Raw genomic sequence first — 16495 nt, 5'->3', positions numbered from 1 at the left:
GCGTCTCAGGCGAGTCCGATCTGTTCGCTGTAGGCGCCGTGTTCGGCTTCGAACACCTGCATGATCTCGCCCATCGTCGCGTAGGCCTTCACCGCGTCGATGATGTACGGCATCGTGTTCTCGCCGCGGTCGACGGCCTCCTGGAGTTCCTCGAGCGTCGCCGCGACCTCGGCGTCGTCGCGTTCGGCCTTGACGTCCTCGAGGCGCCCGAGCTGTCGCTCGGTCGTGGTCTCGTCGACCTGGAGGATGTCGGGGCTGGTGTCCTCCTCGATCGTGTACTCGTTGACGCCGACGACGACCTCTTCGCCGCGTTCGACCCGTTCCTGGTACTCGTAGGAGGCCTCCTGAATCTCCCGAAGGAAGTAGCCCTCCTCGATCCCCTGGAGGATCCCGTCGCGAACCGAGCCGTCGCCCTTGTCGCGGATCTCCTCGATGTAGCGCATCGCGCGCTCCTCGGTCTCGTTGGTGAGGGATTCGACGGCGAAGCTCCCGCCCAGCGGATCGACGATGTCCGCGGCACCTGACTCATCGGCGATGATCTGCTGGGTTCGCAGCGCGACGCGAACGGCCTTCTCGCCCGGCAGCGCGAGCGCCTCGTCGAAGCTGTTGGTGTGCAGCGACTGCGTGCCCCCGAGAACGCCGGCCAGGGCCTGGATCGTCACGCGAGCGACGTTGTTCAGCGGCTGCTGGGCCGTCAGCGACTGGCCCGCCGTCTGGGTGTGGAACTTGAGCCGTTTGGATTCGGCCTTCTCGGCGTCGTACCACTCGTCCATCACGCGGGCGTAGATTCGTCGCGCCGCGCGGTACTTCGCGATCTCCTCGAAAAAGGAGTTGTGGCAGTTGAAGAAAAAGGAGAGCCGAGGCGCGAACTCGTCGACGTCGAGACCGCGCTCGATCGCGTCCTCGACGTAGCCGAAGCCGTCGGCGAGCGTGAAGGCGAGTTCCTGGACGGCCGTCGACCCCGCTTCGCGGATGTGATAGCCCGAGATCGAGACCGGGTGGAACTTCGGCGTCTGCTCGGTCGAGAACTCGATCGTGTCGGTCACCAGATCCAGGGAGGGCTCGGGCGGGATCACCCACTCCTTCTGCGCGATGAACTCCTTGAACATGTCGTTCTGGAGGGTTCCACGGACGTTCTCTCGCGAGACGCCCTGCTGGTCGGCCAGCGCGATGTACATCGCGTAGATCACCGGCGCGGAGGGGTTGATCGTGAAACTCGTCGAGATCTTCTCGAGGTCGATCCCGTCGAAGAGGATCTCCATGTCCCGGAGGGTGTCGACCGCGACGCCCTCCTTCCCGATCTCGCCCTCGCTCATCGGATCGTCCGAGTCCAGCCCCATCAGCGTCGGCATGTCGAACGCCGTCGAGAGCCCGGTCTGGCCCTGGTCGATCAGGTAGTGAAACCGCTCGTTGGTTTCTTCGGCCGTTCCGAAGCCGGCGAACTGGCGCATCGTCCACGTGCGCCCGCGATACATCGTCGGATACGGGCCGCGAGTGTAGGGCTCCTCGCCCGGGAAGCCGAGATCCTCGAGGTAGTCCAGATCGGCGACGTCCTCGGGCGTGTAGAGCCGGTCCACCTCGAGGTTCGAAACGGTCGCGAACCGGTCCTGGCGTTCGCCGTGTGCGTCTAGCGTCGGCTCGAGCGTCTCGTCCTCCCACTTCTCGGTTGCCTGGCGAATGGACTCGAGATCCTCATCGTCGTACATGACGTAATTTTTGCCGGACGATCCATTAAGGATTCCGGGTGCGAGCCTACAGACGCATCCGGTCCGGATCGGCGTTGATTCGATCGAACGCCCAGTCGACGTCGACCGTCCGCTTCGGCGATCCGGAGAGCCCGCCGCGGTTCACGATCTCGAACGTGTGGTTGCGTGCGTCCGGCGTGAACGGGGCCGCAGCCATAACCCGCGCCGCGTCGGCTCGAGAAATCGACCCCGAGACGGATTTGCCACCCTCGCCGACGACGACCCCGCCGTTCGGCGGTTCGTTCGTGAGTTTGCCGGGTCTGAGGATCGTGTAGTCGATCCCCGACCGACGGATCGCGGTCTCGGCGTCCCGCTTGGCCCGCAACGATCCCCGGATGAGCAGTCTGGCCGGGAGCGGAAGACCGGCCTTAGAGCTTCCGACGCCGATCGCGCTCAGGTGGACGAAGTGAGCAATATCCTCGCTCACCGCCGCCGTCAGCAGGTTGCTGACGCCGGTTCGGTCGACCAGCTTTCCACCGAGGGTGTGGCGGTAGCTCGGCGGCGTCCCGAGCGCGCAGTAGACGATATCACAGTCCTCGACGGCCGTGACCGCGTCGGCCGGTTCGAAGAAGTCGGCCACGACGACCTCGTCGGCGCCGAGCCGCTCGAGTTGTTCGACGTTCGCGTAGGACCGCGTCGCCGCGCGAACGAGAAGATCCGTCGGTCGCAACACGGCTAACAGTTCGGTCCCCGTGTCGCCGCTTGCGCCCGCAACGAGGACGCGGTCTGAAGTCTCATCGGTCATCGAACGGGGTACTCGCCCGAGGTAGAAAACCCTCACCAGTGGTCAGCCGGACGGAGTATCTCGCGTCGCGTCAGTCCTCGGACTGGAGCCGCTTCGTCGTCTGGACCAGCGGGTGGCGCGCGTAGTCGACGACCTCGATGTCGTCGATCGACTCCAGCCCCTCCTTTGCCGCCGTTCGGGCCATCCCGAGATCGATCGGGTGATCGATGACGATCACGTACGCGTCCATCTCGTCGATCGACAGTCGGTCGGCCGCGAGCACCCGGTGGTGGCCGTCGGCCAGCAACAGCGCCCCACCGTTGTCGATCACGACCAGCGGTTCGGCCAGTCCGTGCTCGAGTTCGTAGCGCCGCCCCTCGAGTTCGTCGGCGTACACCCGTCCTTGGGTCGGCGTGAGATCGCCGAGCGGGACCGTCCGTCGCTCCTGGCGCAGTTCGATGTCGTGGATCTGCTCGAGCGTGCGGACGAGTTTCCCGACCTTCTCGGGCGTGGCGCGTTCGATCTGGCTCCGGATCACGTCGGCGTTCGAGATGATGCCGACGAGGTTTCCCGCGTCGTCGACGACGGGAAGTTTCTGAATGCCGGATCGCAGGATGACCCGGGCCGCATCGGTCACCTTCATCTCCGGATGTGCGACGAGCAGATCCGTCGTCATCACCTTGAAGATCGGGTCGTCCTCCTCTGCCACCAGAAGATCGCGGGCGCTGATGAACCCCTCTACGCGGCGACGCTCACAGACCGGGAACCCGCTGTGGTTGTCGCTCTCCGCGATTCGGCTCGCGACTTTGCCGACCGTCGTGTCCGGCGAGACCGTCACCACGTCGCGGGTCATGTAGTCCTCGACCTGGGGTTTGCTCCTGTCCGACGCAATCTCCATACGGAGCCACACGGGACCCCAGTGCAAAAGCGCTGTCGCCGCGCTGGCGTTCGCTGTCGGCCGTGTTCAGGTGGACTCGCCGGAACCGACACTGTCCGGCGTGAACAGCCACTCGCTGGTTCGGACGTAGGTGCCGACCGGCGTCCCCGGTTGCGTCTCGATCGCCTCGAAGAACCGGTTCGTGATCACCTCCTCGACGACGCTGACGATCGATTCGACCTCCTCCTCGTCGTCCGCGCTGGCGAGAATGCCGATCTCGAGCTGTGCGCCCGCCATGTCGGCGTGACCGCCCGCGCTGCCGATCTGGTCGAAGGCGTCCCGCAGCGTCTCGCCGAGATCGACGTCGTTCGACCGCGAGCGGGCGGAGACGAACACCATCTCGTCCATGAAGCCGAAGACGAGCGTCGTCCCGACGCCCTCCATCGTGAGCAGGCGGTCGGCCGCCTGCGGGAGGGCGTCGCGGTCGCCAATCTGGCCGACGCTCGCGACCGCGACCGAGCCGCGCTGTTCCCGGTTCTTGATCGCCCGTGCGATCGTCTCCAGGGTGTCACCCTCGAGCGACGGCTGCTCGATCTGCCGGAGCACGTCCGTGTCGACGTGCGGCCAGAGCGTCGACGCGGCCTCGAAGTCGGCCGCCGAGAGCTCCCGCCTGAACTCGTTCGTGTCGACCCGGATGCCGTAGAGCAACGCCGTCGAGGTCGCCCGATCGAACGTCTCGAACTGCTCGGCGTACTCGGTGAGAACGGTACTGGTCGCGCCCGCCCGCTCGCGCAGATCGACGTAGGCGCTCGCCACCGGCCCGCGCGGCGGGTGGTGGTCGATGACGATATCGACGCGGAGGTCGTCGGGTAGCTGGTCGTTGACCCCCGGCCGAGAGTGATCGACCAGCGCGAACGCCGCGTACTCCGAGAGCGAGTCGCCGGGGTCGAGATTGCGCAAGTCGAGTTCGAGCAGGTTGACCATCGCCCGGTTCTCCTGGTGTGAGATGTCGCCGAAGTAGCAGGCGTCCGCCGAGACGCCCACCGAAGCCGCGATGTCGGCCAGGGCGACGGCGCTCGCGATGGCGTCGGGATCGGGGTTGTCGTGCATCACGACCGCGAGCCGGCCGTCGATCCCGAGCAGGTGCCGTCGCAGTTCGATCGCGGACTCGGCCGCCGGACTCGTCGTCTCCGCGAGGACGCCGTCGACCATCGCCTGCTCGGCGTCGACGACGTGATCCGCGAGTTCGTCGAACGCCTCGCGGTCGCCCGGCGACGGGTTTCCGCCGAGATACGCGACGATCGACGCGGCCGGGAACCGCGTTCGGGCGCGCTCGAGCACGAGACGGTTGCGGTCGGTTCGGTCACTGGCGACGAGGATGACGTCCGGCGTCTCGACGCTCTCGAGTACCGCGAGATCCGTCGGATCGGCGTGGCGAGCCGGGATGCTCTCGTCGCGAAGCGTCTCGACGTTGTTCTCGTTCTCCGTGATGACCAGCAATCGTCCGTCGTACTCGGGAAGCTGCTCGGCGATCTGCCGACCGACGGTTCCGCACCCGAGTACGAGCCGGAAAACCATATACCGCGGCTTGCAACCCCGACGGGTAAAAACTACCGGCTTGGTCGGTCCGTACGGCCGGCGTCGCTCGTCGACGGCTGTTCACCGAACGAGCGGTCGAAAATCCGAACCCGGTCCGCTCGACCGTCTCAATTCACGACCACGGTCGCCGCCTCGAGGGCGGCGTCCGCGATCGGTCCGAAGACCGGGAGTGCGATGACGGTCAGGACGGCTGCAAAGACGATCGCCGCGTACAGTCCCGTCGGCTGTGCGAGCGTGTCGCGCTCGGCGACGGGCTCTTCGATCCAGACTGCCTTCACCAGCCGCGAGTAGTAGTACAGCGAGAGCGCGCTGTTGACGACCAGCGCCGCGGCGACGACGAGCATTCCGGCTTCGATCGCGCCGACGAACAGGAAGTACTTGCTGAAGAAGCCGCCCAGCGGCGGAATGCCGGCGAGACTGAACATGAAGATCCCGAGTGCAAAACAGGCCACCGGGGCCTGTTTCGCGAGCCCGTTGTAGTCCTCGAACGTTCGGCCGACGCCCCAGTACTCCGCGAGCGCGACGAACAGGAACGCACCCGTGTTCATGAAGCCGTAGACCAGCAGGTGCATCATCGCCGCGCCCATCACGAGTTCGCCGCCGTCGGCGGAGAGCCCGGCGAGTCCGATCAGCGCGTAGCCCGCGTGACCGATCGACGAGTACGCGAGCATCCGCTTGACGTTGTCCTGGGTCGCCGCGGCGAAGTTGCCGAGCGTCATCGTGACGATCGCGAGGATGACGAACGCGAGCGACCAGTCGATGCCGATCACGGCGGTCGTCGCCTCGATCGGGAACGCCGTCGTGAACACGCGGAACGCGATCACGAAGCCGGCGGCCTTCGAGGCCGAGGAGAGGAACGCCGAGATCGGCGCCGGCGCGCCCTCGTAGGCCTCGGGTGCCCAGAAGTGGAACGGAACGCTCGCGGTCTTGAACGCGAAGCCGCCGATCAGCATCAGGATGCCGAGTCCGAGCAGGCCGCCGTAGGCCTCGGCGCCCTCGAGGTTCTCGGCGATAGCGTCGAGTTGCAGGTGACCGGTCGCGCCGTAGACCAGCGAGATGCCGTAGACGAAGATCGCCGACGACAGCGCGCCGATCAGGAAGTACTTCAGACCGGCCTCGACGCTGCCGCGGTTGTCCTTCAGGATCGAGACGAGCGCGTAGGACGGAAGGCTGGCCAGCTCGAGCGCGATGAAGATCGTTACCAAACTGTTGGCGGCGGCCATCGTGGCCATCCCCGTCGCCGCCAGCATAACCAGCGAGTAGTACTCGGCCTGGTAGGCGTGGTCCGCCATGTAGTCGTAGCTCGCCACCGCGACGAGCGCGGTGACCACGGCGACGACGATCATGAAGAACAGCGCCATCTGATCGACGACGAACTGGCCGTCGAACAGTTCGACGACGCCGCGCCCGCCGTCGACGGACGGCGTGCCGACGCCGGCCAGCATGAACCAGACGGCGACGCCGAGGGCGGTCAGCGAGCCGATCGCCGACGTCCCCGCCAGCAGCGACCGGTTGGTCGTCCGCGGGTTGATGCTGTCGAAGGCGAACAGCACCAGCGCGGTCGCGACGAGGATCAACGCCGGCGCGAGTGCGGTCCACTCGGGCAGTTCGAACACCGCCATTACAGTTCACCTCCGTTCTCGAGGATCGGATCGACTGCGTCGGTAATCATCTCGAAGATCAGTTCGGGCGCCACGCCGAGGACGATGATGATGCCCAGCAGCACGAACATCGGCGCGACGTCGTGCAGCGGCGCGCGGCCCACTTCGTAGTCGGTTTCCAGGTGGTACGGTCCGAAGACGGTGCGCTGGAGCGCGAACAGCAGGTAGCCCGCGACGACGACGATTCCGAACATCGCCAGCGGCGTGAACACCTGCGAGTACGGGAGCTGTTCGGCGCCGAAGGCCCCGAAGAAGATCGTGAACTCGCCGAAGAAGCCGCTCATCAGCGGCAGCCCCATGTAGCCGAACGCGCCGGCGACGAGGATGCCGACCGCGACCGGCATCCGGTCCGCCATCCCGGACATGTCCGTGACCATCCGGGTGTGAGTCGCGTTGTAGATGACGCCGACGGCCATGAACATCAGCCCGGAGATCAGCCCGTGGCTGACCATCTGGAAGGTCGCGCCGCCGACCCCGAACTGGGTGTAGGCGATCAGCCCGAGGATGACGTACCCCATCGACGACACGGAGGAGTAGGCGACGATCCGCTTCAGGTCCGTCTGGGCGAGCGCGAGCATCGCGCCGTAGATGACGCTGATCACGGCGATGGCCGCGATCGGTACCGCGTAGGTCGCGACCTGCTCCGGGAACATCGTGAAGTTGAACCGGAGCAGGGCGTAGGTCCCCATCTTCAGCAGGACGCCCGCCAGTAGCACCGACGCCGGCGTCGGCGCCTCGACGTGAGCGTCGGGCAGCCAGGTGTGGAACGGAACCACGGGAACCTTCACCGCGAACCCGATGAACATCGCGACGAACACGAGCGAGGCGAGCGTCGAGCCGCCGAGGCCCACGAAGCCTTCCGGGCCGCCCTCGGTCATCGCCGTCGCGATTTCGGGCAGCGCGAAGCTCGTGACGGCGTCGCCGAGACCGAACACGAGCGTGATGAACGCACCGAACATCAGCAGCGACGCCACGTTCGTGTAGACGAAGAACTTGATCGCCGCGTACTTCCGGCGCGGGCCGCCCCAGACGCCGATCAGCAGGTACATCGGGATCAGAACGGCCTCCCAGAAGATGAACCAGACGAAGAAATCGAGCGCCGTGAAGACGCCGATCAGGTTCGCCTCGATGAACAGCAGAAGGCCGTAGAACTGCGACTCGCGCTCGTCGATCGGCGTCCACGAACTCATGATCGCGAGCGTCGTGAGCACCGTCGTCAGAACGACCAGCGGGAGACTGATCCCGTCGAGTCCGACGAACCACGAGATCGCGTAGTCGCCGAGCTGGATCCACTCCGTACGGGACTCGAAGGCGAGTTCGCCGTCGAGTAAGGCGTTCCCGCTGCCGTCGAACGCCGTGAACATCCACAGGCTGAGCGCCGCGGGGATCAGACTGATGGCGAACGCCAGTTTGCCAGCGATACGATTCGGCGCGATGACCGTCACCAGCGCGCCCACCAGTGCGACCGCGATTAGCGCTTCGATTATCATACGAACCACCCTCCGAGGATCCCGAGCACGATCAGCAAGACGATGAACCCGGTCACCAGTAACGCCGCGTAGTTGGTTACGATACCCGTCTGGATCCGCTTGACTCGATCGCTGCCGAACAGACTGGCCGTCGAGACGCCGTTGACCGAGCCGTCGATGACGGTCTGGTCGAAGCGGTCGGCCGCTCGAGCCAGCGGCAGCGTCAGTCCCTCGGCGAGCCAGACCTGATACTCGTCCTGGTAGTAGTTGCTTCGCAGGACGTCGTAGGCGCCGCCGAGCTTCTCGGTGTGGCGCACGGGCTCGGGGACGTTGTAGAGCGTGTGTGCCGCGAACGCCCCGGCGAGCGCCAGTCCGAGCGAGAGCGCCGCGCCGAGCAGCATGGTGGCCGTATCGGATCCGACGTACCCCTCCTCGAACGGAACCGTCTCGTGGTAGTCGTGGTAGGTCAGTCCCTCGAGGCCACCGTACTCGCCGTCGAGCCAGAACTCGAGAAACGTGATCTCGGCTCCGGTGAGCTTGGCGATCGGGGCGAGGTTCGCGAGGCCGGCCGCCGTCGCGAGGACGCCGAGGACGAGGAGGGGCACCTTGATCGACCACCCGACCGAGTGCGGATCCTCGGCCGTCTCCGTTCGAGGTTCACCGTGGAAGGTCAGGAATACCATCCGGAAGGTGTAGAAGCCGGTGAAGAAGACGGCGACGAGCCCCATCGCGTAGGCCGCGAGAATCAGCGGCTGCTCGAGCCCGACGATCAGGGCGTCGTAGAGGACTTCGTCTTTCGACCAGAAGCCCGAGAACGGGACGATCCCCGCGAGCGCGAGCGCACCGGCGAGGAACGTGTAGTAGGTGACGGGCGCCTTATCCTTGAGACCGCCCATCTTCCACATGTTCTGCTCGTGGTGCATCAGGATGATGACGGCACCGGCGCCGAGGAACAGCAGCGCCTTGAAGAAGGCGTGGTTCATGAGGTGGAAGACCCCGGCGACGTAGCCGCCGACGCCCAGTCCGAGCATCATGTAGCCGTACTGACTGATCGTCGAGTACGCCAGCACCTGCTTGACGTCGTCTTTGACACAGCCCATCGTCGCCGCGAACAGGGCCGTGAAGCCGCCGACGAACGCGATGATCGCGAGTGCCGTCGGACTGAGTGCGTAGTAGCCGAACATCCGGGCGACCAGGTAGACCCCGGCCGCGACCATCGTCGCCGCGTGAATGAGCGCGGAGACGGTGGTCGGCCCCTCCATGGCGTCGGGGAGCCACGTGTGCAGCGGGAACTGCGCGGACTTGCCGATGACGCCGCCCAGTACCAGCAGCGCGGTGATCGTCACCCAGGTCTCGGCACCGAAGCCGAACAGCTGCTCGTTGCCGTCGATGGCGGCTTCGGCGGCCGCGACGAACGAGTCGTTACCCGCGAACTGGAGCGTTCCGAACGTCGCCGCGATGGCGATGACCCCGATCAGGAAGAAGTAGTCTCCGAAGCGGGTGACCAGGAACGCCTTCTTCGCGGCCGACGGGGCCGAGCGGGTGCGGAACCAGAAGCCGATCAGCAGGAACGAACACAGACCTACCAGTTCGAAGAACATGAACGCCATCAGCAGGTTGTCCGCGTAGACGAACGCGAGCATGCTGAAGGTGAAGAGTCCGAGACCGGCGTAGTACCGCGGCAGCCCGGTCTCACCCTCGTCGTTCATGTAGCCGAGACTGAAGATGTGGACGAGGAACGCGATCAGCGAGACGATCACCAGCATCAGCGCCGCGAGCGGATCGATCAGGATCCCGAACGTGAACTCGATCCCTTCGGGGCCGACCTCGCTGGCGGCGTCACCGGCCGCCCACGTGTACAGCGTCTCGTGATAGTATCCTTCCTCACCACCTGCGACGGCCGCGAGCATCGTAAGCGAGAGCAGCAGCGAGCCGCCCGTCGCGACGATACCCGGGATCGCCCCCTTCTTCGGCAGATAGTTGCCGAAGGTGAGGGCGATGACGAACGCCGCAAGCGGGAACAACGCGATCGCCGGAGCGTAGTCGAATAGCCCTTCCATCTTACCACCTCATCGTCGTCGGTACCGTGACGTCGACGTCACGGAAGTTGCGGTACAGCACCAGGATGATCCCGAGTCCGACGGCGACCTCGGCGGCGGCCAGCGCCATCGTGAACAGCGCGAAGACCTGCCCCGTGAGGTTGCCGTGGTAGAACGCGAACGCGATCAGGTTGATGTTCGCCGCGTTCAGCATGATCTCGACGGACATCAGGAACATCAGTGCGTTTCGGCGCGTCAGAACCCCGAAGAGGCCGATGCAGAACAGCGCCATCGACAGCAGCACGTAGTACTCGATGGCGACGCTCATCGGTCCTCACCTCCCGTCTCCGTTCCGCCGTCGGCGTCCTCGCGGACGGTGTCCGTTCCGGCCTCGTCCCTGAGGCCGCCGTCCGTCGAGGCCACCTGACTGCGGTCGGTGTTGCTCGGGCTGGAGACGCTCGAGAGAGCCGCGACCGGTTCCCCTTCCGTCTCGCGCTTTGCGAGCACGAGCGAGGCGTCGAGTGCGGCGTCGAGCACGACCGCGATCAGGAGGAACGCGGCGAGGAACGGTTCGGTGTTGGCGACGTTCCCCTCGGTCGACTGCAGGGCGGCGAGATCGAGCATCGCGTAGCCGATCTCGGAGGTGATCGAAATCCCCTCCGGATAGCCGGCGTCGGCCATCGCTGTCGTAAAGGACGTGTTCAGCACGACCAGGGCCATCACGCCGAAGAGCGCGACGGCGAGCACGCCGGGAAGCAGTGATTCGCCGAGTCGGAGTTTCGGACCGGTCGTCATGTCTGTGCCACCTCGCTCGTCTCGGTTTCGTCGCGCTGGGTGAGCATCACGGCGAACGTGATGAGGATGAGGACCCCGCCCACGTAGACGAGAATCTGCATCATGGCGACGAACTCGGCCGCCAGCATCACGTAGTAAACCGCGACGCTGACCAGCGTTACGCCAAGCATCAGCGCCGAGTGCCACGGGTCGGCCAGGAGCACGACGCCGAGCGCACTGGTGAGCGTGACGAACGCAAACAGCGCGAACGCGATCAGCTCGTATGTCATTGTTGTGTTAAACTGCCCGTTCTCGGGGACGGGCGACCCGGTTACTGGTAATCGACCTCTCCCTCACCCTCGCCGATCCACGCGCCCCGGTCGGGTTCGCGCGACTCGAGCGGGTCGATGTCCTTGTACCACGGTACCGCCTTCAGCTGCTCCTTGTTGTACACCAGGTCGTGTTTGGTGTCGCCCGTGAACTCGAAGTTCTGGGTGAGCAGGATCGCGTCGACGGGACAGACCTCCTCGCAGAGTCGACAGTAGATGCACTGTCCGATGTGGAGGTTGTACTGCTCGCCGTTTCGCTGGTCGTCCATCACGATCTGGATCGTGTCGTTCGGACAGACGTTCTCGCACTGGCGACACCAGATACACCGCTCCTGGCTGAACTTGTGGACGCCCCGGAACCGCGGGGAGACGTCCGGAGCGGTTTCGGGGTACTCGACGGTGAACGTCGAGCCGTCCAGCGCGTGTTTCATCGTCGTTGCCATCGATTTGAGTAGTCCGATCATGCTATTACCCCCACGATTACTGCGGTCAGGATGAGGTTCGCGAACGCGAGGACGAGCAGTCCCTTCCAGCCGATCTCGATCAGCTGATCGATGCGGACCCGGGGCACCGCCGAGCGGAGCCACTGGGTCAGCAAGAATACGCCCCAGATCTTGACGAGGAACCAGACGATGCCGATCTCCGCCGGACCCGGGCCGGCCGGGCCGCCGAGGAAGATCGTCGCGATGATCGCCCCGCCGAGGAAAATGTGCAGGAACTCGCCGAGGTAGATCAACACGAAGTAGACGCTCGAGTACTCGGTCTGGTAGCCCGCGATGATCTCGGTCGGCGCCTCGGGCGTGTCGAAGGGGTTCCGGCCGACCTCCGCGAAGTTCGCCAGCAGGAACAGCACGAACGCGAACGGGTTGACGATCGCGAACCACGCCGGGATCGTCACGAGTCCGAGGTCGACGAGCGTCTGGTTCTGTACGGCGACGATCTCGCTCATCCGCAGGGAGCCGGCGAAGATGACGACCGACATCCCCGTGATGACGAGCGGAATCTCGTAGGCGATGTTCTGTGCGACCGCCCGCAGCCCGCCGAGCATCGAGTACTTGTTCGCGGAGGCGTAGCCGGCCATCACCAGGCCGATACTCGCGATGCCGGCGACGGCGAAGACGAACGCCAGGCCGACCTCGGGATCGGCGAGGTGGATTCCGCTGCCCATGGGGATAACGGCGAAGCCGAGCAGCGCCGACGACGCGACGACGATCGGCGCGAGGTCGTAGGCCGGTCGGTCGGCGTTCTCGGGGATGATGATCTCCTTGGAGAGCAGTCGAACCGAGTCGGCGACGATGATCAGCAGGCCGGCCGGCCCGAGTCGGTTGACCGCGATTCGGTCCGTGAACGCGGCGGTGATCTTCCGTTTCGCCCACGGGCCGGCGACGCCGGTCATCGCCAGCATCAGGTTTCCGACGACGAACGCGGCGAGAAACGTCGCGAGCAGTTCGCCGGCCATACCGAACTGATCCAGCCCGGTTAGCTCGCCGATCCGCTCGGGGAGCAAGACGGTGTCGCTGGTCTGCAGTGGCACCTCGATCATCGATCCACCTCTCCGAGCACGATGTCGAGGCTACCGAGCGAGGCGATCAGGTCGGGGATGTACTCACCCTCGCTCATCACCTCGAGCGCCGAGAGGTTGTGGTAACACGGACTGCGGATCTTGAACCGGCCGGGTTTGTCGGTGCCGTCCGAGCGAATGTAAATCCCGAGTTCGCCCTTCGCCCCTTCGACGGCGCGGTAGACTTCCGTGTCGGCGTCCGGTTTGAGCGTCCGCGGAACGTTGGCCTGGACGGTTCGCTCGTCCTCGGGCCACTCCTCGAGCAGGTCGAGACACTGCTCGATGATCTTCGCGGACTCCTCGACTTCCTGCATCCGACAGAGCACGCGAGCGTAGTTGTCGCAGCCGTCTCGGGTGACGACGTCCCACTCCAGGTTCTCGTAGTAGCCGTAGGGGTCGTCCCGGCGGAGGTCGTAGTCGACGCCCGAGGCGCGGGCGACCGGTCCCGTACAGCCGTAGGATTTGGCGACTTCCGGCTCGAGTACGCCCGTGTCCGTACAGCGCACCTGGAAGATCTCGTTGCCGGTGACGAGGTCGTTGTACTCGTCGATCTTCGCCGGCAGTTCGTCGAGGAAGTCCCGCGTCTTCTCGATGAACTCCTCGCGGGGTTCGGGCAGGTCCCAGGCGACCCCGCCGAGCCGGAAGTAGTTGAACATCAGCCGCTGGCCCGTCAGGTCCTCGAGGATGTCCTGGACGACCTCGCGGTCCCGGAACGCGTACTGGAAGACCGCGGTGAAGTCGCCGTAGACGTCGAGACAGAACGTCCCGAGTGCGAGCATGTGGGAGGCGATCCGACACAGTTCGGCGCCCATCGTCCGGACGATCTGGGCGTACTCCGGGACCTCGATGTCCGCGAGGTCCTCGGCCGCGCGGGCGTAGGCCCACTCGTTCAGCAGCCCCGCCGAAACGTAGTCCCAGCGGTCCGGGTAGGGCATGATCTGGTGGCGGTAAGTGCCCTGCTGGCACATCTGCTCCTCGCAGCGGTGGAGGTAGCCGATGTCGGGATCGACGTCGACGACCGTCTCACCGTCGAGGACGGTCTTGACGTGGAGCACGCCGTGGGTCGCCGGGTGGTGCGGCCCGACGTTCAGGAACATCGTGTCCGACTCCTCGTCGTGGTGGTCGGGCTGGATCGGGTTAGCGTGCTCCGAGAGCGTGACGATCTGGGGTTTCTCCTGGTCGTAGTCGAGCGAGAGCGGGTGGCCCTGCCACGTCTCGGGCAGGAGAATCCGCCGCGGATCGGGGTGGCCCTCGTAGTCGATGCCGACCAGGTCGAACGCCTCGCGCTCGTGCCAGTCGGCCGTCCGGAACACCGGCTCTGCCGTCTGGCTAACCGGGTCGGCGGTCGACGTCGGGACGACGATCGACACCTCCTGGGTCGGGTCCTTGTACTTCTTCAGGTGGTAGATCGACTCGTAGCGGTCCTCGTACTGCTGTGCGGTGAGACAGGAGAGGTGGTCGAACCCCGCCCGGTCTCGCAGGTCGAAGAGGACGTCCTGAACGTCGTCCGGCCGAATAACGAAGCCGGGCGCGTTGAGGTGATCGTCGCGTCTGAGCGCTCGATCGCCGATCAGCGCCTCGAGTTCGTCCTCCGTGACCTCGGTCCGTGGAACCTGTTCTTCGAGTCCCGTGCTCATGGTGAATCAGCCCAGTTGTAGCGCATGACGAGGTCGTCCTCGTCGATGTCGTTCGCGAGTTTCTGCACGAGTTCGTCCTTCGGGAGGTCGCCGAACTGCTCGAGTTCGTAGGGTTTGACCACGACGGGAGAGGTCTCGCCGTTTCGGATCCGCTCTTGCAGTTTGGCGACGCCGTAGATGAGCGCCTCCGGTCGCGGCGGGCAGCCGGGGACGTGGATGTCGATCGGGATGATCTCCTCGGCGCCCTTGACGACGTTGTACCCTTCCTGGAACGGGCCGCCGGAGATCGTACACGATCCCATCCCGACGACGAACTTCGGTTCGGGCATCTGGTCGTAGACGCGCTTCATTCGGGGTCCGAACTTCGAAACGATCGTTCCGGGAACGATCATCACGTCAGCCTGTCGCGGCGACGCGCGCGGGACGCCCGCGCCGAAGCGGTCCAGGTCGTGTTTGATCGCGTAGGTGTGGATCATCTCGATGCTGCAGCAGGCGATCCCGAACTGCAGCATGAACATCGAGTTCCCCCGCACCCAGTTCATGAACTTGTCGAACTTCGTGAGAATGAACGGCGACGAGCCGAACGCCTCGCGAAGTTTCGAGTTGAAACGGTCGTCGGGGCCGGCACCCATCCGCGATTCCCGGGTACCGGTCGACGGGGCTGTACTCTCGTAGATATCTTGCCGTGGTTTGTCACTACTCATGGTCGATCAGCTCCGGCGTCGACCTGCCGCGGCGTCTGGGCCCACTCTACTGCACCGTTGCGCCACGCCCAGGCGAGTCCGACCAGCAGGATTGCGACGAACAGCAGCATCGGCCCGAGCGCGTGGATCAGGCCGTACTCCTCCGCGGCGAGCGCATCCTGGTAGACGACCGCCCACGGAAACAGCAGGACGGTCTCGATGTCGAAGACGAGGAACAGAAGCGCAACCATGTAGTACTGGATATTGAACCGGATGCGCGTTCCGCCGGTCGGAACTTCGCCACTCTCGTAGGTGGCACGTTTGCTCGTTTCGGGGACGCTCGGACGCAGGAGGTACGATACCGCCATCATCCCGAGCGGTATCAACAATCCCACGAGCGCGAGCGCTCCGATAGCGATCCAATCATTCATCTCCGTAACGTTCGGTGGTTCAAACCGCATCCATATAAGGGTTGATTCTTCGAGTTTCGGCCGATAGGAGCATCAGCGTCCGTTTTCGTAGCCGTAGATCCTGGTCGAATGATCTCGGACGGCTATCGCTGGCCGATCTGTCCGTAAAGAACGGGTTACCGTTCAGTTACGCTCCGGTCAGAATCCGGCGAACGGACGGCAGGAATCGGGATACAGCCCGTTGACGGCCGACCACCGATCGCTCGCGTGACCGTTCACGATTCGAAGACCGTTCACCGTTCGAATCATCGCTGTACACGAGATGACCGGTCCGCATCCCCGACTCTCACTCGCTCGAGAACGACGGCGTTCCCTCGTCGTGGAGCGCTCGAGAGACCCGGCCGACTTCCTCCTGCAGCCCCTCGTGGTACTCGAGGAGTCGCTCTCGGACGGCCTCGTGCTGTCGGGCGAGGATCTGGGCCGCGGAGAGCGCCGCGTTGAACGACTTGCCCGCGTCGACGGCGACCAGCGGCGCGCCGGTCGGCATCCCGATGACGCTGTCGACGGACTTCTCCTGGACGGGGACGCCGATCACCGGGAGCGGGTAGGCGATCGAGGCCGTCATGTTCGGCAGGTCCGCGGACTTGCCGCCGGCGCCGGCGATAATCACCTCGAGTCCGCGCTCCTCCGCCGTCTCGGCGTACGCCGTCATCAGGTCCGGCGTCCGGTGGGCCGAGGTGACGTAGGTCTCGAAGGTGAACCGGGATTCGGGCGGATTCTCGTACTCGGTCTGTTCCTCGAAACCGAGTTCGTCGACGAACGCGTCGTAGGCGCCGGGGCGACGGCCGCCGGTGGACATGGTCTCGAGATCCGAGTCGCTGCCCATCACGATGCCCACGTCGGGGGTCTCCGCGTCGGGTCGGTCCTGCTCGGCCTCGCGGTGCAATCGGTCGATCAGGTCTGACACGCTGTCACTCATAGTAGTCA

At 65.2% G+C, this 16495-nt stretch carries 16 protein-coding genes; all 16 read right to left on the bottom strand.

Annotated features, from left to right (window positions below; translation table 11 throughout):
* Positions 1-5: 5 nt before the first annotated feature.
* The 16 genes from NED97_RS05415 to purE all read right to left on the bottom strand — a co-directional run bounded on the left by NED97_RS05415 (position 6) and on the right by purE (position 16487).
* Positions 6-1706 carry an acyl-CoA mutase large subunit family protein gene (locus NED97_RS05415; RefSeq protein ID WP_252489703.1) on the bottom strand — a complete coding sequence of 567 codons (1701 nt, stop codon included), beginning with the start codon at positions 1704-1706 and terminating at the stop codon, positions 6-8.
* Positions 1707-1752: 46 nt separating this feature from the next.
* Positions 1753-2490: an NAD(P)-binding oxidoreductase gene (locus NED97_RS05410; RefSeq protein ID WP_252489702.1), complete on the bottom strand. Its 738-nt coding sequence runs from the start codon at positions 2488-2490 to the stop codon at positions 1753-1755.
* Between the two features lie 70 nt (positions 2491-2560).
* Positions 2561-3367, bottom strand: a complete 807-nt coding sequence (locus NED97_RS05405) for a CBS domain-containing protein (protein ID WP_252489701.1) — start codon at positions 3365-3367, stop codon at positions 2561-2563.
* Between the two features lie 66 nt (positions 3368-3433).
* Positions 3434-4924 carry a DHH family phosphoesterase gene (locus tag NED97_RS05400; protein WP_252489700.1) on the bottom strand — a complete coding sequence of 497 codons (1491 nt, stop codon included), beginning with the start codon at positions 4922-4924 and terminating at the stop codon, positions 3434-3436.
* Positions 4925-5052: 128 nt separating this feature from the next.
* Entirely contained in the window at positions 5053-6567 is a 1515-nt protein-coding gene (locus NED97_RS05395) for an NADH-quinone oxidoreductase subunit N (protein WP_252489699.1), read from the bottom strand.
* Positions 6567-8096, bottom strand: a complete 1530-nt coding sequence (locus NED97_RS05390; RefSeq protein WP_252489698.1) for a complex I subunit 4 family protein — start codon at positions 8094-8096, stop codon at positions 6567-6569. The genes NED97_RS05395 and NED97_RS05390 overlap by 1 nt, the downstream gene beginning before the upstream one ends.
* Positions 8093-10135, bottom strand: coding sequence for an NADH-quinone oxidoreductase subunit L (nuoL, locus tag NED97_RS05385; protein ID WP_252489697.1), 2043 nt, complete (start codon positions 10133-10135; stop codon positions 8093-8095). The genes NED97_RS05390 and nuoL overlap by 4 nt, the downstream gene beginning before the upstream one ends.
* A 1-nt stretch (position 10136) precedes the next feature.
* Complete coding sequence (nuoK, locus tag NED97_RS05380) at positions 10137-10442, bottom strand: NADH-quinone oxidoreductase subunit NuoK (protein ID WP_252489696.1); 306 nt, start codon at positions 10440-10442, stop codon at positions 10137-10139.
* Positions 10439-10909 carry a hypothetical protein gene (locus tag NED97_RS05375; RefSeq protein WP_252489695.1) on the bottom strand — a complete coding sequence of 157 codons (471 nt, stop codon included), beginning with the start codon at positions 10907-10909 and terminating at the stop codon, positions 10439-10441. The genes nuoK and NED97_RS05375 overlap by 4 nt, the downstream gene beginning before the upstream one ends.
* Positions 10906-11178, bottom strand: coding sequence for an NADH-quinone oxidoreductase subunit J (locus NED97_RS05370; protein ID WP_252489694.1), 273 nt, complete (start codon positions 11176-11178; stop codon positions 10906-10908). Before NED97_RS05370 ends, NED97_RS05375 begins: the two co-directional genes overlap by 4 nt.
* Positions 11179-11219: 41 nt before the next feature.
* A complete protein-coding gene (locus tag NED97_RS05365) occupies positions 11220-11681 on the bottom strand; it encodes a NuoI/complex I 23 kDa subunit family protein (RefSeq protein WP_252489693.1) in 462 nt (153 codons plus the stop codon).
* The gene (locus tag NED97_RS05360; protein ID WP_252489692.1) at positions 11678-12760 is read right to left on the bottom strand and encodes a complex I subunit 1/NuoH family protein; all 1083 of its coding nucleotides are present in this window, start codon (positions 12758-12760) and stop codon (positions 11678-11680) included. The genes NED97_RS05365 and NED97_RS05360 overlap by 4 nt, the downstream gene beginning before the upstream one ends.
* A complete protein-coding gene (locus tag NED97_RS05355) occupies positions 12757-14415 on the bottom strand; it encodes an NADH-quinone oxidoreductase subunit D (RefSeq protein ID WP_252489691.1) in 1659 nt (552 codons plus the stop codon). Before NED97_RS05355 ends, NED97_RS05360 begins: the two co-directional genes overlap by 4 nt.
* Positions 14412-15119 (bottom strand): NADH-quinone oxidoreductase subunit B, encoded by a 708-nt coding sequence (locus NED97_RS05350; protein WP_252489690.1) that lies wholly within the window; start codon positions 15117-15119, stop codon positions 14412-14414. Before NED97_RS05350 ends, NED97_RS05355 begins: the two co-directional genes overlap by 4 nt.
* Positions 15116-15529, bottom strand: coding sequence for an NADH-quinone oxidoreductase subunit A (locus NED97_RS05345; RefSeq protein ID WP_252489689.1), 414 nt, complete (start codon positions 15527-15529; stop codon positions 15116-15118). Before NED97_RS05345 ends, NED97_RS05350 begins: the two co-directional genes overlap by 4 nt.
* Positions 15530-15854: 325 nt before the next feature.
* Positions 15855-16487 carry a 5-(carboxyamino)imidazole ribonucleotide mutase gene (gene purE, locus NED97_RS05340; RefSeq protein ID WP_252489688.1) on the bottom strand — a complete coding sequence of 211 codons (633 nt, stop codon included), beginning with the start codon at positions 16485-16487 and terminating at the stop codon, positions 15855-15857.
* Positions 16488-16495 lie beyond the last annotated feature (8 nt).

It is taken from the genome of Natronococcus sp. CG52 (genome assembly GCF_023913515.1).
Taxonomy (GTDB): domain Archaea; phylum Halobacteriota; class Halobacteria; order Halobacteriales; family Natrialbaceae; genus Natronococcus; species Natronococcus zhouii.
This window is presented reverse-complemented; position numbering and strand designations above follow the sequence as displayed.